Annotated in this window: 15 protein-coding genes; 14 read left to right on the plus strand and 1 reads right to left on the minus strand. The window is 69.0% G+C overall.

Annotated features, from left to right (window positions below; translation table 11 throughout):
- The first annotated feature begins 213 nt into the window (after positions 1–213).
- The 14 genes from ASE39_RS21700 (at position 214) to cobT (ending at position 17,376) form a co-directional block, all read left to right on the plus strand.
- On the plus strand, positions 214–1,239 hold the full coding sequence (locus ASE39_RS21700) for an iron ABC transporter permease (RefSeq protein WP_057272484.1): 1,026 nt from the start codon (positions 214–216) through the stop codon (positions 1,237–1,239).
- On the plus strand, positions 1,236–2,054 hold the full coding sequence (locus ASE39_RS21705) for an ABC transporter ATP-binding protein (RefSeq protein ID WP_057272485.1): 819 nt from the start codon (positions 1,236–1,238) through the stop codon (positions 2,052–2,054). The genes ASE39_RS21700 and ASE39_RS21705 overlap by 4 nt, the downstream gene beginning before the upstream one ends.
- Positions 2,051–2,518, plus strand: coding sequence for a hypothetical protein (locus ASE39_RS21710; RefSeq protein ID WP_008906167.1), 468 nt, complete (start codon positions 2,051–2,053; stop codon positions 2,516–2,518). The genes ASE39_RS21705 and ASE39_RS21710 overlap by 4 nt, the downstream gene beginning before the upstream one ends.
- Positions 2,515–2,901, plus strand: a complete 387-nt coding sequence (locus ASE39_RS21715; protein WP_057272486.1) for a DUF2149 domain-containing protein — start codon at positions 2,515–2,517, stop codon at positions 2,899–2,901. The genes ASE39_RS21710 and ASE39_RS21715 overlap by 4 nt, the downstream gene beginning before the upstream one ends.
- Positions 2,898–7,121, plus strand: coding sequence for a cobaltochelatase subunit CobN (gene cobN / locus ASE39_RS21720; protein ID WP_057272487.1), 4,224 nt, complete (start codon positions 2,898–2,900; stop codon positions 7,119–7,121). Before ASE39_RS21715 ends, cobN begins: the two co-directional genes overlap by 4 nt.
- Positions 7,122–7,149: 28 nt before the next feature.
- Entirely contained in the window at positions 7,150–7,719 is a 570-nt protein-coding gene (gene cobO, locus ASE39_RS21725; protein ID WP_057272488.1) for a cob(I)yrinic acid a,c-diamide adenosyltransferase, read from the plus strand.
- 72 nt (positions 7,720–7,791) lie between these two features.
- Positions 7,792–9,909, plus strand: a complete 2,118-nt coding sequence (locus tag ASE39_RS21730) for a TonB-dependent siderophore receptor (protein ID WP_057272489.1) — start codon at positions 7,792–7,794, stop codon at positions 9,907–9,909.
- A gap of 27 nt (positions 9,910–9,936) precedes the next feature.
- The gene (locus ASE39_RS21735; RefSeq protein WP_057272490.1) at positions 9,937–11,484 is read left to right on the plus strand and encodes a PepSY domain-containing protein; all 1,548 of its coding nucleotides are present in this window, start codon (positions 9,937–9,939) and stop codon (positions 11,482–11,484) included.
- Positions 11,472–12,473: an adenosylcobinamide-phosphate synthase CbiB gene (gene cbiB, locus ASE39_RS21740; protein ID WP_199864319.1), complete on the plus strand. Its 1,002-nt coding sequence runs from the start codon at positions 11,472–11,474 to the stop codon at positions 12,471–12,473. The genes ASE39_RS21735 and cbiB overlap by 13 nt, the downstream gene beginning before the upstream one ends.
- A 65-nt stretch (positions 12,474–12,538) precedes the next feature.
- On the plus strand, positions 12,539–13,555 hold the full coding sequence (locus ASE39_RS21745; protein WP_082615543.1) for an aminotransferase class I/II-fold pyridoxal phosphate-dependent enzyme: 1,017 nt from the start codon (positions 12,539–12,541) through the stop codon (positions 13,553–13,555).
- A complete protein-coding gene (locus ASE39_RS21750; protein ID WP_057272492.1) occupies positions 13,552–14,346 on the plus strand; it encodes a HipA family kinase in 795 nt (264 codons plus the stop codon). The genes ASE39_RS21745 and ASE39_RS21750 overlap by 4 nt, the downstream gene beginning before the upstream one ends.
- Positions 14,333–14,725, plus strand: a complete 393-nt coding sequence (locus ASE39_RS21755) for a DUF3037 domain-containing protein (protein ID WP_057272493.1) — start codon at positions 14,333–14,335, stop codon at positions 14,723–14,725. Before ASE39_RS21750 ends, ASE39_RS21755 begins: the two co-directional genes overlap by 14 nt.
- Before the next feature lie 35 nt (positions 14,726–14,760).
- Complete coding sequence (locus tag ASE39_RS21760; protein WP_057272494.1) at positions 14,761–16,242, plus strand: cobyric acid synthase; 1,482 nt, start codon at positions 14,761–14,763, stop codon at positions 16,240–16,242.
- Positions 16,243–16,305: 63 nt separating this feature from the next.
- Positions 16,306–17,376, plus strand: coding sequence for a nicotinate-nucleotide--dimethylbenzimidazole phosphoribosyltransferase (cobT, locus tag ASE39_RS21765; protein ID WP_057272495.1), 1,071 nt, complete (start codon positions 16,306–16,308; stop codon positions 17,374–17,376).
- A gap of 23 nt (positions 17,377–17,399) precedes the next feature.
- Here the strand turns inward: cobT and ASE39_RS21770 are convergent, their stop codons facing one another.
- On the minus strand, positions 17,400–18,530 hold the full coding sequence (locus tag ASE39_RS21770; protein ID WP_035197279.1) for a GGDEF domain-containing protein: 1,131 nt from the start codon (positions 18,528–18,530) through the stop codon (positions 17,400–17,402).
- Between the last annotated feature and the right edge of the window lie 33 nt (positions 18,531–18,563).

Here is an 18,563-nt window from a genome sequence, read left to right on the forward strand (position 1 = left end):
CAACCTGAGTCGCATGGCGCCTCCGTGCAGCCGCCGCAGACGGCAGCTCTTCGGGCCGTCCAAGCCTGCGCGGGCAGGCTTGGAGCCGCGGCCCTCAGCCCCTCTCCCTGCGGGAGGGGGACGCACCCAGTGGCCTGGCAAAGCCAGTTCCCCGGGTGCCCTGGCCTCGGCCGTGCCTGTCGCAGCCGCTGCCAACGTTGGAAATAGCGGCAAGTGAATTCATCCACCAATTACGTCGAGCAAAGCCGCCGCGCGGCATGGTGTGCCGCCTGGCTACTGCTTGCGAGTGTGATCCTGGCCGTGTGTGGCGCCAGCGTGGGCAGCACGGGTTTTGACAGCGTGCTGCGCATGCACGGCGACCCTGTCGCCTGGCAGATCGTATGGGACATCCGCCTGCCGCGCACGCTGGGTGCGTGGCTGGCGGGCGCGCTGCTGGGCCTGTCAGGCGCGGTGGCACAGGGGCTGTTTCGCAACCCGCTGGCCGATCCGTACCTGCTGGGCAGCGCCTCGGGCGCAGCGCTGGGCGGGGCTGTCGCCATGGCGCTGTTCGGGGTGTCGCCGGTGGCGGCGCAGTGGCTGGCCCGCATCGGCATCACGGGCATGGCTTTTCTGGGCGCGGCGGGGGCGGTGGTGCTCACGCTGCTGCTCGCCAAGGGCGTGCAGCACACGCTGCGCCTGCTGCTGGCGGGGGTGATTGTGGGCGTGGTGCTGGGCGCGCTGCGCGACCTGGTGGAGCTGGCGTCACCCGACATCCTGCAGGCCATGCAGGCGTTCACGCTGGGCAGCACGGCCTTCGTGGGCTGGATGGCGTGTGTGCTCATGGCCGTGGCCTGGGGGCTGTGCTCGGTGGTCGCCTGGATGCTGGCACGCGCGCTGGACGGCCTCACGCTGGGCGAGGCTACGGCTGCCAGCCTGGGCCTGCCGCTCATGCCCATGCGCGTCGGTCTGGTGGCCGCCATGGCGCTGGCCACGGGCACGGCCGTGGCGCAAACGGGGCTCATCGCGTTTGTGGGGCTTGCCGCGCCGCACCTGGTGCGCTCTATCGTGCGCGTGACGCACGAGCGGCACATCGTGCTCGCAAGCCTGATGGGCGCCGTGCTGCTGCTGGCGGCCGACATCCTGGCGCGCTGGCTGCTGGCGCCGCAGGAGCTGCCCGTGGGCGTGCTCACGGCGGCGCTGGGTGGGACCTACCTGCTGTGGCTCATGCACCGGCGTACGTCTCAAGGCGGTGCGCTATGAATTCAATAGCTATCAGCGCTTGCCAGGTAAGCGCCAGCATCGGAAATCACTTGATATTGCAGGGCATTGACCTGCAGTTGCCCGCCGGGCGCTGGACCAGCATCGTCGGCCCCAACGGTGCGGGCAAGTCCACTTTGCTCAAGGTGTTGGCCGGCCTGCTGCCGCGCGCTGCGGTGCAGGGCGATGTGTTGCTGCTGGGCCGCCCGCTGGCGCAAATCCCGGCGCGCGAACGCGCCCGGCAACTCGCCTGGCTGGGCCAGAACGAAGGCTCGGCCGACGACCTCACAAGCTACGACGTGGCCATGCTGGGCCGCCTGCCGCACCAGGCCTGGATGGCGCCGCCGGGCGCTGCCGACCACGCGGCGGTCGAGCAGGCGCTGCGCACCACGCAGGCCTGGGACTGGCGCCACCGCCCGCTGTCGCAGCTGTCGGGTGGCGAGCGCCAGCGCGTGCTGCTGGCCCGCGCCCTGGCCGTGCAGGCGCAGGTGCTGCTGATGGACGAGCCCCTGGCCAACCTCGACCCGCCCCACCAGACCGACTGGCTGCACACCATGCGCGCGCTGGTGGACGCGGGCGGCACGGTGGTCAGCGTGCTGCACGAGGTGTCGCTGGCGCTGCAGGCCGACGACATGGTGGTGATGGCACAGGGCCGCGTGCTGCACCAGGGCGCTTGTGATGCGCCCGATACCCACGCCGCGCTGGAAAGCGTGTTTGACCACCGCATCCATGTGCGGCATCTGGACGGCATGTGGATGGCGCTGCCGTCGCTGCAACGCAAGAACAACCACCAAGGAATGAAGGAAGTGCAAGCATGAACATCGAATCGGGTTTTTCGCAGGTCGCGCAGTCGTTGCTGTGGCCGGTGCTGGTGCTGGTGGGGCTGGCGTTTGTCTACGCGCTGTGGTCGGGCGGCGCCACGCTCATGGAGGCGTGGCAACGCTGGCGCCAGCCGCAGTACCGCTCGCTGCGCGTGGCCCCTGGCTTGTCGATGGAAGAGCTGGAGCTGCAACTGGTGCGCCAGGTGGAGCCCGTGCGCCTGCTCAGCCGCCTGTCGCCCATGCTGGGGCTGATCGCCACGATGATCCCGCTCGGCCCCGCGCTGCAGAGCGTGGCCGCGGGCAACGGCCAGCAGGCCCTCGCCGTTTTCAGCGGCGCGTTTGCAGGCGTGGTGCTGGCGCTGGCCGCCGCATCGGTGGGTCTGGTGGTGTACTCGGTGCGCCGCCGCTGGCTGCTGGCCGAGCTGCTGGTGGTTCGCAAGGAGCGCGGGGTGGCGCAATGAGCTTGAAGCACCTGAATGTGCTGGCCGAGGACGACGACGATCCGATGCTGTCGGCCGTGAACCTGGTGGATGTGTTCCTGGTGCTCGTGGTGGCGCTGCTCACGGCCGTGGCCGTGCAGACCCAGACCAGTGCTCATGAGAGCGTCACCATCATCCGCAACCCCGGCCAGCCTGACATGGAGGTGGTGGTGCGCGAGCAGGGCAAGGAAGTGCGCTTCAAAGGCGCTGGCAGCGCAGCGCAAGGGCAGGGCGTGCGTGCGGGCGTTGCCTACAAGCTCGAAGACGGCAATATCGTCTACATCCCTGAAACGGGCGCTGCTCCAGCTGGCGCTTCGGCCGGTGGCGCGGGTGGCGCAGCCACACCGGTACCTGCCAAGCCATGAAGGCGCTGATCCTGCGTGCGGCACTGTGGTGCCTGCTGCTGGCTGCGCCGCTGGTGCATGCCGTCCAGGCTGAGAAGACCCAAACAGCGGGCGGCGCCGATAAAACAGCGCCCGTGCTGCTGTGGCTCACCTCCGATATCACCACGGCCACACGCACGGCCATGGTGCAGCGCCTGGCCACCGAGGCGGGCCTGGGCTTTGCGCACATCGACTATCCGCTCGCCGGGCCGGCGGTGCTCGACACAGCACAGGCCCAGAAGCTGGAGCGCGCGCTGGCGGGCGCTGCGCTGGTGTGGGTGGATGCGCCGCATGCCAGCGTGGAGGCTCGCCTGCGCCGCATGGCGGGGGCGCAGCTCGATGCCCGTGCCACACGTTTCCCCGGCCGCGTGGTCTGGGTGCCTGCGGGCACCCCCGCCGCCGACCTGACCGCGCTCGATGCGCCCGCCCGCATGGTGGCCTACCTGCAGGCCGGCGGCCCGCGCAATCTGAAGAGCGCCATCGCCCTGGCGCGTGCCACCGTGGCGGGTGTTGCCATGCCCGTTTTGCCCGCGCCGGAGATCCTGCCCACCCGGGGTATCTACCACCCCGACGCGCCCCGCCTGCTGCCCAACGCCGCAGCGCTGGAGGCCTGGCGCCAGGGCCAGCCCGCGCTGCGGAGCCTGCCCGCAGTGGCCGTGCTGGTGCACCGCCACCATTTTGTCGATGGCAGCACCGAATGGCTCGATGCCTGGCTGCGCACCTTCCGCCAGCAAGGCCTGTTCGCCTATGCGGCCTTTGGCCAGCAGGTCACGGCGCAGACGCTGGCCGAGGTGCTGGAGCTGCCCCCCGAGAGCGGCACCGGACCCGGCCGCCTGCACGCCTCTGTCCTGGTGCTGCACCAGCTTGTGCCCCAGGCCGCTGCGCTGCAGCCGCTGCTGGCCCGCTGGGGCGCACCCTTGCTGGGCACGCAGCCTTACCGTGCGGGCGATGTCGCCGCGTGGGAGGCCAGCGACACGGGCTTGTCGCTGTCCGATGTGCCGTTCTATCTGGCGCAGCCTGAGGCGGCGGGTGCCATCGACCCGGTCCTGGTCGCGGCCCACGGCGCCGAGGGCCGGGACTTTCGCCTCATCGAGCGCCAGGCCCAGGCCGTGGCGGCCAAGGCGCGGCGCCTGATCGCGCTGCAGACGAAGCCTGCTGCCGACAAGCGCCTAGTGGCCATGGTCTACAACTACCCGCCGGGCGGCACCAACTTCGGCGCCTCGTTCCTCAACGTGCCGCGCAGCCTGGAGCAGGTCTCTGGCGGCCTGGCCCAGGCGGGCTACCGTACCGAGCGTGTGCCCGAGCAGGGCTGGATCGATGGGCTCAAACCGCTGCTGGCCGCCTACTACCCCGGCGCCGATGTGCGCGCGCTGCTGCAAAACGGCCAAGCCGCCGCGCTGCCGCTGGCGCGCTACGAGCAGCACCTGGCCACGCTGCCGAAGGCCGTGCGCGAGCGCATGAACGCGCACTGGGGCGCGCCCGAAAAGAGTCGCTACGTGGTCGAATGGCAGGGCGAAAAAGTGTTCGCCATCCCGCGTCTGCAGGTGGGCAAGCTCTCGGTATTGCCCCAGCCCCCGCGCGAAGAAACGCTGCGCCTGGGCCAGAACCCGTTCATGCACAAGTCCAAGGCGCCGCTGTCGCACCATTACCTGGCCGTGTACCTGTGGGCGCAGCTGGAGGCCGATGCGCTCATCCACTTCGGCACCCACGGCACGCAGGAATGGGCCGGTGGCAAGGCGCGTGCGCTGGATGTGCACGACGACGCGCTGCTGCCCCTGGGCGACCTGCCCGTGGTCTATCCCTACATCGTGGACAACCTGGGCGAGGCCCTCACGGCCAAGCGCCGGGGCCGCGCCGTGCTGGTGAGCCACCGCACGCCGGTGTTTGCCCCGGCGGGCTTCGAGGCGCGCATGGCCCACATGCACGAGGTGATGCACGAATGGGAAACCGTGGACGAAGGCCCCACGCGCCGCGCGCTCGAAAAGCAGCTGGTGGCGCAGTTTGTGGAGCACCAGCTGCACCGCGACCTGGGCTGGAGCGCCGCGCGCATTGCGGCCGACTTCAGCGGATTTCTTGAAATCCTGCACCCCTACCTGGACCAGCTCGCGCAAAGCTCGCAGCCCAAGGGCCTGGCCGTGTTCGGCCGCGTGCCCGCGCCCGAGCAGCGGCGCGAGACCATTCTGCAGGCGCTGCGCAAGCCGCTGATCGAGGCGCTGGGCGAGGACATCGATGAGGCTTTTCTCATCAAGCACGATGCGGTGCTGGCAGCGCGCCCCGCGCGCTGGCTGGAAGTGGCGCTGACCGACGCGCAGGCCGCCAGCGTGTTGGACCTGCGCCCCGTGCTGCCAGCGCAGGCTGCAACGCCGGGTGCAGCGGGTGCCTCCGACGTGGTGCGCGCCGAAGACCATGTGCCCAACCGCGCCGCGCGCAAACCCATCGACACGCCCGCGCTGCTGCAGCTGGCCCAGCGCGCGCAGGAGCTAGAGCGCCTCTTGGCCACCGAAGGCGAAATGCCCGGCCTGCTCGCGGGGCTGGAGGGCCGGTTTCTCACCGCTGCGTACGGTGGCGACCCCATCCGCAACCCCGAGAGCCTGCCCACGGGCCGCAACCTCACGGGGCTGGACCCGAGCCGCCTGCCCACGCGCCAGGCCTATGCCGTGGCACAGACGCTGTTCAACGACTGGTTCAAGGACTATCAGGCGCGCCATGGCGGCCAGGCGCCGCAGCGCATGGCGCTGTCGTTGTGGGCGGGCGAAACGCTGCGCCACCAGGGCATCATGGAAGCGCAGGCGCTCGTGGCGCTGGGCATGCGCCCGGTGTGGGACGACTCGGGCCGCCCGGTGCGCGTGGAGACCATTGCCGCCGATGAGCTCAAGCGCCCACGCGTCGATGTGCTCATGAGCATCACTGGCTCGTACCGCGACCAGTTCCCCGCGCTGATGGCGCTGCTCGACCGCGCGGTGGCCCAGGCCGCCACGGCCGAGTCCGGCAATGTGATTGCGCGCAATACCGAGCAGATCGGCCAGGAGCTGCGCAAGCAGGGCGTGCCCCGCGCACAGGCTGAGCAACTGGCACGCGTGCGCGCGTTCGGCAATGCGGTGGGCGACTACGGCACTGGCCTGTCCGACGCGGTGCAAAGCGACGGCCTGCAAACCAACGATGCGCGCCTGGGCCAGATGTTCCTCGAGCGGATGAGCCAGCCTTATCTGGAGGGCGAGCCGGTGACGGGGGTTGCGGGCGGCACGGCGGCGAAGGCGCTGGGAGCGCACCTGCGCCGCACCGACGCAGCCATCCTGTCGCGCAGCTCGAACCTGTACGCCATGGTCAGCTCGGACGACCCGTTCCAGTACCTGGGTGGCCTGTCGGCCGCAGCCCGTGTGGCCGGCCGGCCGCAGGGGCTGGAGCTGCATGTGGCCCAGCTGCAGGATGTGAGCGAGCCCACCACCGAAACTGCACAGCGCGCCATTGCGCTGGAGATGCAGTCGCGCTACCTGCACCCGGGCTGGCTCAAGGCGCAGAAGGCCGAGGGCTATTCGGGCACGCTGCAGGTGCTCAAGGCCGTGCAGTTCGCCTGGGGCTGGCAGGCCGTGGCGCCCGACACGGTGCGCAGCGACCATTGGCAAAGCTTTTATGACGTGCTGGTGCGCGACAAGCACCAGCTGGGCCTGCCCGAGTGGCTCAAAGAGCATCCGCAGGCCTATGCCCAGTCGCTGGAGCGCCTGGTGCAGGCGCAGCGCCAGGGTTATTGGCAGGCCGACGCCGATACGCAAAAACAGCTCGCGCAGATGTACCAGGAGCTCACGCGCGCCGCGCCGCTGGCGGCCGAGCTGCCCAGCGTACGCCGCTGGGTGGAGCAGGCTGCGCAGGGCACCGCCCCTGCGTCTACCGGCATGGCCGTGGCCACGCCACAGTTGACAGCGGCCCCGGCGCCGCAGCCCGCACCGCCTGCTGCCGACCTGCCTGCACCGCCCGCCCAAGCGGAGGCACCGCCCGCCGCACCCACTGTGCCCGCCATGGGCGTGCTGCTGGAGCGCCAGCCCGAGCGCGAAGCCCCTGACACCGCCCAAGAGCCCAGCCCCGTGGAGCGCATGGCCGGCATCGTGGCCCTGCTAGTGATGGCCCTGGTGGTGCTGGCGGGCGCTGCGTGGCAGGCGCGTCGTCCGTTCTCAATCTCCGCTGCGCCCGGCCTGGCCCGCGCGTGAACCGACCCTTCTTGAAAGCACCCACACCATGCAGATCGAAACCCCACCCACCGAGAAGCGCTACGAAAAGCCCGAGGGCGAGCGCCGCGGCATCGTCATCGTCAACACCGGCGACGGCAAGGGCAAGAGCACGGCGGCCTTTGGGCTGGCGCTGCGCGCCCACGGCCGGGGCAAGGCCGTCAAGATTTACCAGTTCATGAAGGTGCCCACCGCGCGTTTTGGCGAGCACCGCATGTTCGAGCAGATCGGCCTGCCCATCGAGGGCCTGGGCGATGGCTTCAGCTGGAAGAGCAAGGACCTGGAGCACTCGGCGCAGCTGGCGCGCGACGGCTGGGAGAAGGCGCGCGCTGCCATCCTGTCGGGCGAACATTTTCTGGTGGTGCTCGACGAGATCACCTATCCGCTGATCTACGGCTGGCTCCCGCTGGAGGGCGTGCTGCAGACACTGCGCGACCGTCCCAAGGAGGTGCATGTGTGCCTCACCGGCCGCCGCTGCCCGCCAGAAATCATCGAGCTGGCCGACACGGTGACCGAGATGCAGATGGTCAAGCACGCGTTCAAGGCGGGCATTCCCGCGCAGCGCGGCATCGAGGACTGAAACCTGTAATTCCCGCAGCTGCTTTGGGGGCCCATCCCTTCCGCCCCTGTTTTTCTTTCGTTCGTCCTCTTCATGCGCAAACACCTCACCCCCCTGTCGCTGGCCGTGCTCGCCTGCACCACGCAGACCGCCATGGCCCAGGCCACCGCCGAGTTGCCGGCCGTCCAGGTCACGGACACGTTGTCCGCGCCCGGCAGCACGCTCTCGCTTGATGCGCCCAGCGCCACGGGCTCGCGCCTGGGCCTCACCGCGCGGGAGACCCCGGCCAGCGTCAGCAGCCTGGGTGCGGGCGACATCGCAGAGCGCAGCCTGACCCGCGCGCAGGACGTGGCGGTGCGCATGCCTGGCGTCACCGAGGCTCCGGCCCCTGGCAATGGCGGCACCAGTCTGGTGGCACGCGGCTTTGCGGGCCACAACTCGGTGGCGCAGATGGTCGATGGCACGCGCCTCATCGTCGCTTCGGGCACCATCACCTACCCGTTCTCGACCTGGCCCATGGAGTCGGTCGAGGTGCTGCGCGGCCCGGCTTCGGTGCTCTATGGTGATGGCGCCATTGGCGCGGCCGTGAACTATGTGACCAAACGCCCGATCTTCGGTGCCCCGCAGCGCGAAGCGTTTTTGAGCGTGGGCTCCTTCGGCACGGTGCAGGGCGGCGTGGGCCTGCGCGGCCCCATCAATGACGTGCTGGCCTACTCGGTCTATCTCGATGCGGAAAAAAGCGACGGCTACCGCCAGTTCATGGATACGCAGCGCCACAACTACGCACTGGCCCTGGCCGTGCGGCCGGGCCGCGACCTGAACATCACCCTGTCGCTCGACGGCGGCGTGAACGACGACGCGCGTTACTTTGGCACGCCGCTGCGCAATGGGATGCTGGACGACCGCCTGCGCCGCACCAACTTCAACGTGGCCGACTCGGTGGTCAAGTACGACGACCGCATCCTGCGCGCCAAGGTCGACTGGCAGGCTGCTGCGGGCGTGCACCTGCGCAACGAGACCTACCACCTGACCACCGACCGCCATTGGCGCAATGCAGAGGCCTACAGCTTCAACGCCGCCGGCACGGCCGTGAACCGCAGCGATTACCTGGAGATCCTGCACGACCAGGCGCAGACCGGCAACCGCTTCGACGCCACGTTCGACGGCCACCTCTCCGGCATGAAGAACCGCTTCATCGTGGGCCTGGACTGGTACCGCACAGAGCTGGTGCACACCAACAATTCGCCCTACGGCGGCGCGAGCACGGTGGACCCGTTCAACTTCACGCCCGGCGGCTTCATCAGCCCTGTGCCCACCATCCCTGGCCGGCGCTCCAGGCTGCAGGCCACGGCCCTGTTTGCTGAGAACGCCCTCGACATCACGCCGGAGTGGAAGCTGGTGGCGGGCCTGCGCAGCGACCGCATGGAGCTGGACAACACCGACCTGCGCACTGGCGTGAACCTGGTCAAGCAATATTCACCCGTCACCGGCCGCCTGGGCGCCGTGTGGTCGCCCAGCGATGCGCTGTCGCTCTATGGCCAGTTCGGCACCGGCACCGATCCGCTGAGTGGTGCGCTGTCGCTGCCCGGCGGCGGCAACACCCTCGATTTGACCAAGGGCCGGCAGGTGGAAATCGGCGCCAAGGGCGCCGTGCCTGCAGTGCGCGGCGAGTGGACGGTGGCGCTGTACCAGATCGAAAAGCGCAACCTGCTCTCGCGCGATGCCAGCAACCCCAACATCACCCAGCAGATCGGCAGGCAATCGTCTACCGGCATCGAGCTGGCCTTTGCGGCCGAGCCCGTGCGCGGCTGGACCATCGACGCCAACGCTGCTTTCCTGCAGGCGCGCTACGACGATTTCAAGGAACTGGTCTCGGGCAGCGTGGTCTCGCGTGACGGCAACACGCCCACGGGCGTGCCCCAGCGCACGGCCAGTGTCTGGACGGCCTACCGTTTCCTGCCCCAATGGCAGGCTGGTTTTGGCGCACGCTATGTGGGAGAGCGCCAGGGCAACACGGCCAACACCGCTCAGCTGCCGTCGTATGTGGTGCTGGATGCCTCGCTGGCCTACGACTATTCGCGCAACCTCAAGCTCGGCTTGGCCCTGAAGAACCTGGCCGACCGCGACTACGCACTGGCCGGCACGGCCAACGTGCGCTGGCTGCTGGGCGCGCCGCGCACCGTGCAGCTGACCGCGCGCGCCACGTTCTGATCTGGTGAATCGAGCGAGGAACGGCGCATGGTGAAGAAGCTCGTCATCTTTGTGCACAAGTGGCTGGGCGTGGTGCTGGCGCTGTTCTTCCTCATGTGGTTCGTGAGCGGGGTGGTGCTGTATTTCGTGCCGTTCCCCAGCCTGACGCAGGCCGAGCGGCTGGCGGCCTTGCCGCCGCTTCAGCTGCCTGCCGATTGCTGTCTGGCCGCGCCCGATGCCGCTCAGCGCGCGGGCTTGCGCCCGACTGGTGGCGGCGAGGCGCGGCTGGGCATGCTGGCCGATGCGCCTGTGTGGCGGATGCTGGCGGCGTCAGAGGCGGGCGCGGCCCCGCGCTGGCACACGGTGGACGCCCGCACCGGGGCCGTGGTGCCACCACTCAGCGATGCGCAGGCCGCCACCGTGGCCGAGGCCTTCAGCGGGCGCCGTGCCATGGGCACCGACTGGGTGGAGCGGGATCAGTGGACGGTGCCCCAGGGCCTGGATGTGCACCGTCCCCTGGTCAAGGTGCTGCTCGACGGCGACGACGGGCTGGAGCTGTATGTGTCGCCCGGCGCGGCCGAGGTGGTGCGCGACACGCACCGCGCCGAACGCTTCTGGAACTGGCTGGGCGCTGTGCCGCACTGGATCTACCCCACGGTGCTGCGCCAGTTCCCCAAGGCCTGGCACCACGTGGTGGTATGGCTCTCGATCCCCGGTGTGCTGCTGGCCGCGACGGGCATTGCGCTGGGTATCTGGCAGCTGTTCCTGAACCGGCGGCGCTGGATTCCCTATCAGAAGTTCTGGATGCGCTGGCACCACATCCTGGGCCTGGTGGCAGCGGTGTTCACGCTCACCTGGATGTTCTCGGGGCTGATGTCGATGAACCCGTTTGGCGTGTTTACCGGCCGCGCGGTCGACCCACAGGCGCGCACGCAATGGGCGGGGGAGGCTCCGCGCATGGTGCGCGGCCCGGCCGAGGCCGTGGCGCTGGCGGCGGCCGAGGGGGTGGTGCCGCTGGAGGTGGACACCTTGCGCATTGCCGGCCAGGCCTGGTACCGGGTGCGCGGCCACGGGGAGGGCGTGGTGCAACGCCTGGTGCGTGCCGACGGGCCCGAGGCCACCGTGGCGCAGGCCGTGCCCGATGCAGCGGTACTGGCTGCCCTGCAGGGCCTGCGCCCGGGCATGCAAGCGCCGAGCATTGAACAAGTCACCCAGTACGACGGCCTGTACTATGCGCGCCACCATGACGCATCCACTTCCTTCCACCGTCCGCTGCCCGTCTGGCGTGCCCACTGGGCTGAGGACGAAGTGACGGTGTACGCCGACGCTGCCTCCGCCCGCATCGTGATGCGTGCCGACGCCTCCACGCCCTGGCAGCGGTTGCTCTACAACGGACTGCACAGTCTCGACTTCGCGCCGCTGCTGGCGCGCCCGGCACTGCGTACCGGGCTGATCGTGGGGCTGTCGCTGCTGGGGGTGGCGCTGTGTATCACCTCCTGTGTGGTGGCCTGGCGTGTGCTGGTGCCGCGTCAGCGGCGGGCTGCACGGTCGTCATCGGCCACCATGCGGACGGCGGAGGGCGCATGGACAGCCTGAGGTCCGTGCTTCTCCCCGGCACAGGTGCGGCGCTGTTCCACGTGCTCCTGTGGTGCCCGTTGCTGGCGCTGGCGGTGGACTGGTGGCTGGGCGAACCACCGGCAGCTTGGCACCCCGTGGTGTGGATGGGCAAGGCGCTGCAGTGGTGGGGTGACCGGCTGGCGCCCACGGCGCCTGTGGCCCGTGATATCAAGCTTTTTTGGCGCTCAGCGCTTATCTGGTGTGCGTTAGCAGCTATTGTTTTGATAGTTTCGTGGGTGGCGCAGCATCTGGTGCTGATGTTCCACGAGTTCCTGGCAGTGGCATTGCTGGCGTTGCTCCTCAAGCCGCTGCTGGCCTGGCGAATGTTGCACGACGAGGTGCTGGCGGTGGAGGTGGCACTGGGCCAGTCGCTGCCCGCCGGGCGCGCGCAGCTGGCCCGCTTGGTGAGCCGTGATGTGAGTGCCCTCACCGCCGTTCAGGTGCGCGAGTCGGCCATCGAGTCGCTGGCCGAGAACCTCAACGATTCGGTGGTGGCGCCGCTGTTCTGGTTTGCGCTGCTGGGTCTTCCGGGCGCCGCGCTGTACCGGTTTGCCAACACGGCCGATGCCATGTGGGGCTACCCCGGCATGCGCGGTGGGCGCTATTGGCAATGGGCGGGCAAGTGGGCTGCGCGGGCGGACGATGTGTTGTCATGGGTGCCCGCGCGCATCACGGCCTTGCTGCTGGCGGTGGTGGCCCAGGGCCTGCCGTTTTCAGCACTGGCGCGACAGGCGCGCAAGACGCCATCCCCCAACAGCGGCTGGCCCATGGCGGCCATGGCACTGGCGTTGGGCGTGCGCCTGGCCAAGCCGGGTGTGTACACGCTGCACAGCAACGGCCGCCGGGCCGGGCCGCTCGATACGCGGCGCGCGGCGCGCCTGGGCACCCAGGTGGTTCTGGCCATGGTGCCGGTGGTGGTGGCCATCCAGCTCCTGGTGCTGGTGGCTTTTGCATGGGTGCACGCATGACATCCCCGGGTTCTTTTCCCGTGTCGGTGCCTTTGCACGGTGGGCCGGACGCTGCAGGCATCCCGGTGTTTGATTTTTCGACCAACAGCAATGCGTGCGGGCCCTGCCCTGAGGCACTGCAGGCCGTGCAGGTGGCCGACGCCACGCGGTACCCCGACCCGGCTTATACGGCGCTGCGCGAGGCCCTGGGTGCTTTTCACGGCGTGGCGCCGGGCCGCATCGTGCTGGCGGCCAGTGCCAGCGAGTTCATTCACCGCATCACCGCGCTGGCCGCACAGCAGGGCGCGGCGCAGGTGGCCGTGCCGCCGCACAGTTATGGCGACTATGCCCAGGCTGCACAGGTGCGTGGGCTGGATGTGCTGCGGGGCGGTGGCGCTGCGGTGGGGTTGCAATGGGCGTGCGAGCCGTCCAGCCCTTTGGGGCTGGAAGATCCCGCAGTACGCGGTTGGCGAGAAGGCGAAGAAGGTGAAGTTGTCAGTGCTTTGCGCGTGCTCGATTGCGCGTATGTGCCTCTGCGGCTTGACGCTGAAGGCGCGTGGACCGGTGCACCGTCTCCGCGCCTGCCATCAGTCAGCTGGCAGCTCTGGACCCCCAACAAGGCCCTGGGGCTGACGGGCGTGCGTGCGGCCTATGCCGTCGCACCGACGGGTGGTGAGGACGCAGTGCAGGCGTTGACGGCCCTGGCGCCTTCCTGGCCCGTGGGTGCCCATGGCGTAGCCTTGCTGCAGGCGTGGACAAGTCCAATGGTGCAGCAGTGGCTGGTGCACAGCCTGGGTACCCTGCGCGACTGGAAGGCAGGCCAGCAGGCCCTGTGTACCGACCTTGGCTGGGCCGTGCAGGCAGGCAGCCTGGCCAACTATTTCTGCGCGCAGCCCGCCACAGCCACACTGCAGGGCGATCTGGCGGCGCTGCGCGCCAGTGGCATCAAGCTGCGGGATGCGACCTCGTTCGGGCTGCCCGGTACCGTGCGCCTGGGGGTGCTGCCACCTGATGCACAAGATGCGCTGCAGGCCGCATGGCACGCGCTGCAGGGCCGTACCATCCCGAACGGAGTTTTAACCGGTTCAGGGGAGACCTCGTGAGAACCATCACTGTCAACCGCTACGTCACGCCGCTGCGTGAAGGTGGCTCCATGCCTGCCATCGTCGAGGGCGACGACCTGGGCACCTATGTGCTCAAGTTCCGTGGCGCAGGGCAGGGCGTGCGCGCGCTGCTGGCCGAAATCATCGCGGGCGGCATTGCCCACGCGCTGGGTCTGCCCGTGCCCGAGATCGTGCTGGCGCAGCTCGACACAGCCCTGGCGCAAACTGAGCCTGACCCCGAGATCCAGGACCTGGTCCGCGCCAGCGGTGGCCTGAACGTGGGGCTGGACTACCTCTCGGGCGCGCTCAACTTCGACCCTGCGGTGGATGTTGTGTCGGATGACTTTGCCTCGCGCCTTGTGTGGTTCGATGCGCTGGTGGGCAATGTGGACCGAACCGCGCGCAACACCAACCTGCTGATGTGGCACCGCAAACCCTGGCTCATCGACCACGGCGCTGCGCTGACCTTTCACCATGCCTGGAACGGCGTGGTGGCCCAGCCTGCAAAACCCTTCGCCCCGATTGCCGACCATGTGCTGCTGGCCCAGGCCACGGCGTTGGCGCAGGTGGATGCCGAGCTGGCGGCGCGCCTTACACCCGAGGTGGTCACGGGCATCCTGGCCGAAGTGCCTGATGAGTTTCTGGCGTTGGCCGGGGCCGAGCATGCCGAAGGCCCGCTGTCGGCGCCCGCAAGCCACCGCCAGGCCTATGTGGACTACTTCTGCGCGCGCCTGGCCGGGCGTGAAACATGGGTGAATGCGGTGAAGGGAGCCTTCGATGCATGCGCCTGAGGTGTATGACTACGCCATCGTGCGCGTGGTGCCGCGCGTGGAGCGCGAGGAGTTCATCAACGCGGGGGTGATCCTCTCGTGCCAGCGCACCGGCTTTCTGCAGGCCGCCATCGCGCTCGACGAGGCGCGCCTGCTGGCCATGGACCCGCACGCCGATATCGACACCGTGCGCCGCCATCTGGCGGCCATTGTGGCCATCTGCGCGGGTGATGAAGGCTGTGGCCCGATTGCGCGCCTGCCGTACCGCCAGCGCTTCCACTGGCTCACCGCCCGGCGCAGCGCCATCATCCAGACATCCCCCGTGCACACCGGCCGCTGCACCGATGCGGCGGCAGCGCTCGAACACATCATGGACCGCATGGTCCGCCCACTGCCTTGACTGAATACTCTGCTTCCAAACTGGCCCGCTGCGTGATGGTGCTGGGCACCACCAGCGGAGCGGGCAAAAGCTGGCTCACCACCGCGCTGTGCCGCTACTACAGCAACCTGGGCCTCAAGGTTGCGCCGTTCAAGGCGCAGAACATGAGCAACAACGCGCGCGTGGTATCGGGCCCGGGCGGCAGTCTGGGAGAGATCGGCAGCGCCCAGTATTTCCAGGCGCTTGCGGCCCGCGCCGAGCCCGAGGTGCGCATGAACCCGCTGCTGCTCAAGCCCGAGGCCGACACCCACAGCCAGGTCGTGCTGATGGGGCAGGTGAGTGCCGAGCTGACCGCCATGCCCTGGCGCGGCCGCAGCGAAAAGGTGTGGCCGCAGATTGCCGCTGCGCTGGATGCGCTGCGCGCTGAAAACGATGTGGTCGTGATCGAAGGGGCGGGCTCGCCCGCCGAGATCAATCTGCACGCGAGCGACATCGTCAACACGCGCGTGGCCCGCCATGCCGATGCGCGCTGCCTGCTCGTGACCGACATCGACCGGGGCGGCGCGTTCGCCCACCTGTACGGGACCTGGGCGCTGTTGCCCGAGGACGAGCGCGTGCTGATCCATGGCTTTGTGCTGAATAAGTTTCGGGGCGATGCCAGCCTGCTGGCGCCTGCGCCGCAGATGCTGCAGGACCTCACCGGCGTGCCCACCGTGGCCACTATCCCCATGCAATGGCGCCATGGTCTGCCCGAAGAGGATGGCGTGTTTGACGACCGCACGCTGTCGGTGGGCGCGGTGCACACCACGGTGGCCGTGGTGGCCTACCCGCGCATCAGCAACCTCGACGAATTCCAGCCCCTCAAGAACGTGCCCGGCGTGCGCCTGCTGTGGGCGCGCAGCGCGGCCGACCTGGGGGGGCTGAAACCCTCCGACTGGGTGGTGCTGCCGGGCTCCAAATCCACCGCCGCCGACCTGGCCTGGCTGCGCGCGCAAGGGCTGGACCAGGCCATTGCCCAGCACGCGGGGCAGGGTGGCACGGTGCTGGGCGTGTGTGGCGGCCTGCAGATGCTGGGCGAGGCGCTCATCGACACCGCAGGCATCGACGGCAATGCGCCGGGCCTGGGCCTGTTGCCCCTGGTCACCACCTTCGAGGTCGCCAAGACCGTGCAGCGCACCCAGGCGCAGTTTGGTGGGGTGCAAGGGGCCTGGGCCGCGCTGGCGGGTGTGCCTGTCACCGGTTACGAAATCCACCACGGCCAGACGGCCCAGCACCCGGCCATGGCCGCCAAGGGTGATGTGGCGCGCGAGGTCATCCCCAGCATTGCGTGGCAAAACCCGGCTGGCAATGTGCTGGGCGTGTATCTGCATGGCCTGCTCGAAGACCCCGCCGCGTTGCAGGCCCTGTTTGGCCGTGCGGGCGCGGCGCCCGTGCCCACGCTCGATGTGGTGTTTGAAGGCCTGGCCCGCATGGCGGAAGCCAGCTTTGCCCCCGGTGCGCTGCAGGCGTTGATCGCGCCAGGTCCGGCCACTGCCTGAGCGCTGGTGCCTTCGGCCTTCAGTCCTTCCCGTTTCTTTTTTCTTTTCGCTATCTCACACACCATGCAATCACTGGCCCAGTTCACCGTCCCCGCCATCGCTGACATCACCGATGCTCCCCTGACCGCCCGTTTGCAGCACCTGCTGGACAACAAGACCAAACCACTCGGTTCGCTGGGGCGGCTGGAAGCGCTGGCCCTGCGCATCGGCCAAGTGCTGGGCACTGAGGCCCCCGTGCTCACGCAACCGCAGATGCTGGTGTGTGCGGGCGACCACGGCCTGGCGGCCAAGGGTGTCTCGGCCTTCCCCAGCGACGTGACCTGGCAGATGGTGGAGAACTTTCTGGCCGGTGGTGCCGCAGTGAGCGTGCTGGCCCGCCAGCACGGGCTGCAGCTCACGGTGGTGGACTGTGGTGTGGCGCGCACCATTGCCGCGCGCGATACGGCACCCGGCGCCCCGCGCCTGCTGGTGCGCAATGTGGCGCCAGGCACCCAGGATGCTTCGGTCGGCCCTGCCATGGCGCCTGAGCAATGTGCACAGGCCTTGCTCAACGGCATGGAGGTGGTGCGCGGCCTGCCGGGCAATGCGCTACTGCTGGGCGAGATGGGCATTGGCAACACCTCGGTGGCCTCGCTGTTGCTGGCGCGGTTGGCCGGGCTGCCCCTGGCCGAGGTGACCGGTGCCGGCACGGGCCTGGATGCGGCCGGTATCGAGCGCAAACGCGCCGTGCTGCAGCAGGCGCTGGACGCGAATGCCGACGCCACCACACCGCTGGCCGCACTGGCCGCGTTGGGTGGCTATGAGGTGGCGACCTTGGTGGGCGCGGTGCTGCAGGCTGCCACGGAGCGCCGTGTGATTGTGGTGGACGGCTTCATCACCAGCGCCGCCGTGCTGGTGGCCAGCCGCTTGCAGCCTGCGGTGCTGCAGCGCTGCGTGTTTGCCCACCGCTCGGGCGAGCGGGGGCACACCCTGATGCTGGCACAGCTGCAAGCCGAACCACTGCTGGACCTGGGGCTGCGCCTGGGTGAAGGCTCGGGTGCTGCGCTGGCTTGGCCGCTGCTGCAATCGGCCTGTGCGGTGCTGGCCGAGATGGCGAGTTTTGAATCGGCTGGTGTGGCCACTCAGACAGTCTGACCCTACCGGGCATCGCCGCGCTTTTAGGCCACGCTGGTTTGGTTGCGGCCCTGTGCCTTGGCGCGGTACAGCGCCGCATCGGCACGCGACAGCATGGCATCCAGCGTTTCGTGCGATCCCGTCCAGCTGGTGAGCCCAATGCTCACCTGGCAGTCCAGCGCATGTCCGGTGGCCAGCGTGGCGTGGATGCGCTGGGCCACGCCCATGGCAGCTGCCGTGTCCGCGCCTGGCAGCAGCACCAGAAACTCCTCACCCCCGTACCGCCCCAGCCGGTCTGCGCGGCGCAGCACCTGCCGGGTGCACTCTGCAAAGTGCACCAGCACGGCGTCACCGTGCTGGTGGCCTCGGGTGTCGTTCACGGCCTTGAAGTTGTCCAGGTCCACCATCATGAGGGACGGGCCATTGCCGTAGCGCTGCGCCCGCTCCAGCTCGTCCTCGCAGCGTTGCAGCAGGGCACGGCGGTTCAGCGTGTTGGTCAGGGAGTCGTGGGTGGCCAGGTGTTCAAGCTCGGTGCGCAGGCGGTCGGTGGCCATGAGCACCGCCCCGATGGACAGCATGAGCACTGTGATCACATAGGCCCCGATATACAGCGTCTGGAACAGTGAGGGCTCCATCAGGTCTGCGCCGGCATTCCCGGTCACGATCGAGACCAGCCGCATGGCCAGCACCACCATGTGCAAGGCCAGCACCACCTCCACCAGCCGCACCGGAAAGTTGCGCCCCCCGTGGCGCAGCATGAAGCGCATCTGTGCGAAGTAGATCATCCCCATGACCACCGTGAAGAAACCGACCCGCAGCGCATAGTGGGGCACCCAGTAGGTGAGCACAATGAACACAAGGGTGGTGCCCACCATCAGCCAGTTCCAGTGGCGCCACGTGGTTGGCTGCCCCATGAAGCTTCGCGTGCCCATGTAGTAGGTCACCGTGCCCAACACCAACAACTGGTTGGCCAGCACCAGGCTGAGCCAGTCCGGGATGGCGCCACGTGCACCGAACAACACGGTGGACGCGAGCCACAGCAGCGGCGCTGCAGCCCAAGCCCCCACGCCCCGGATCGACGGCGGGTAATAGCGCCGCATGAAAAGCAGCACGATGGCCATGATGGCGGACATGAAGCCCGCCATGGCGATCATGGAGCGTGGGTCGAGGTTCATGCGGCGGAAAAGGGGGGTGGCGCGCCTACGTAA

The organism is Acidovorax sp. Root267, assembly GCF_001429215.1.
Taxonomy (GTDB): Bacteria; Pseudomonadota; Gammaproteobacteria; order Burkholderiales; family Burkholderiaceae_C; genus Acidovorax; species Acidovorax radicis.

Bases quoted from the DNA above. Each gene is read 5' to 3' on its own strand.
- ASE39_RS21705 (WP_057272485.1), top strand. From the start codon at position 1,236: ATGAATTCAATAGCTATCAGCGCTTGCCAGGTAAGCGCCAGCATCGGA.
- ASE39_RS21710 (WP_008906167.1), top strand. From the start codon at position 2,051: ATGAACATCGAATCGGGTTTTTCGCAGGTCGCGCAGTCGTTGCTGTGG.
- ASE39_RS21715 (WP_057272486.1), top strand. From the start codon at position 2,515: ATGAGCTTGAAGCACCTGAATGTGCTGGCCGAGGACGACGACGATCCG.
- cobN (WP_057272487.1), top strand. From the start codon at position 2,898: ATGAAGGCGCTGATCCTGCGTGCGGCACTGTGGTGCCTGCTGCTGGCT.
- cobO (WP_057272488.1), top strand. From the start codon at position 7,150: ATGCAGATCGAAACCCCACCCACCGAGAAGCGCTACGAAAAGCCCGAG.
- ASE39_RS21730 (WP_057272489.1), top strand. From the start codon at position 7,792: ATGCGCAAACACCTCACCCCCCTGTCGCTGGCCGTGCTCGCCTGCACC.
- ASE39_RS21735 (WP_057272490.1), top strand. From the start codon at position 9,937: ATGGTGAAGAAGCTCGTCATCTTTGTGCACAAGTGGCTGGGCGTGGTG.
- cbiB (WP_199864319.1), top strand. From the start codon at position 11,472: ATGGACAGCCTGAGGTCCGTGCTTCTCCCCGGCACAGGTGCGGCGCTG.
- ASE39_RS21755 (WP_057272493.1), top strand. From the start codon at position 14,333: ATGCATGCGCCTGAGGTGTATGACTACGCCATCGTGCGCGTGGTGCCG.
- ASE39_RS21760 (WP_057272494.1), top strand. From the start codon at position 14,761: ATGGTGCTGGGCACCACCAGCGGAGCGGGCAAAAGCTGGCTCACCACC.
- cobT (WP_057272495.1), top strand. From the start codon at position 16,306: ATGCAATCACTGGCCCAGTTCACCGTCCCCGCCATCGCTGACATCACC.
- ASE39_RS21770 (WP_035197279.1), bottom strand. From the start codon at position 18,530: ATGAACCTCGACCCACGCTCCATGATCGCCATGGCGGGCTTCATGTCC.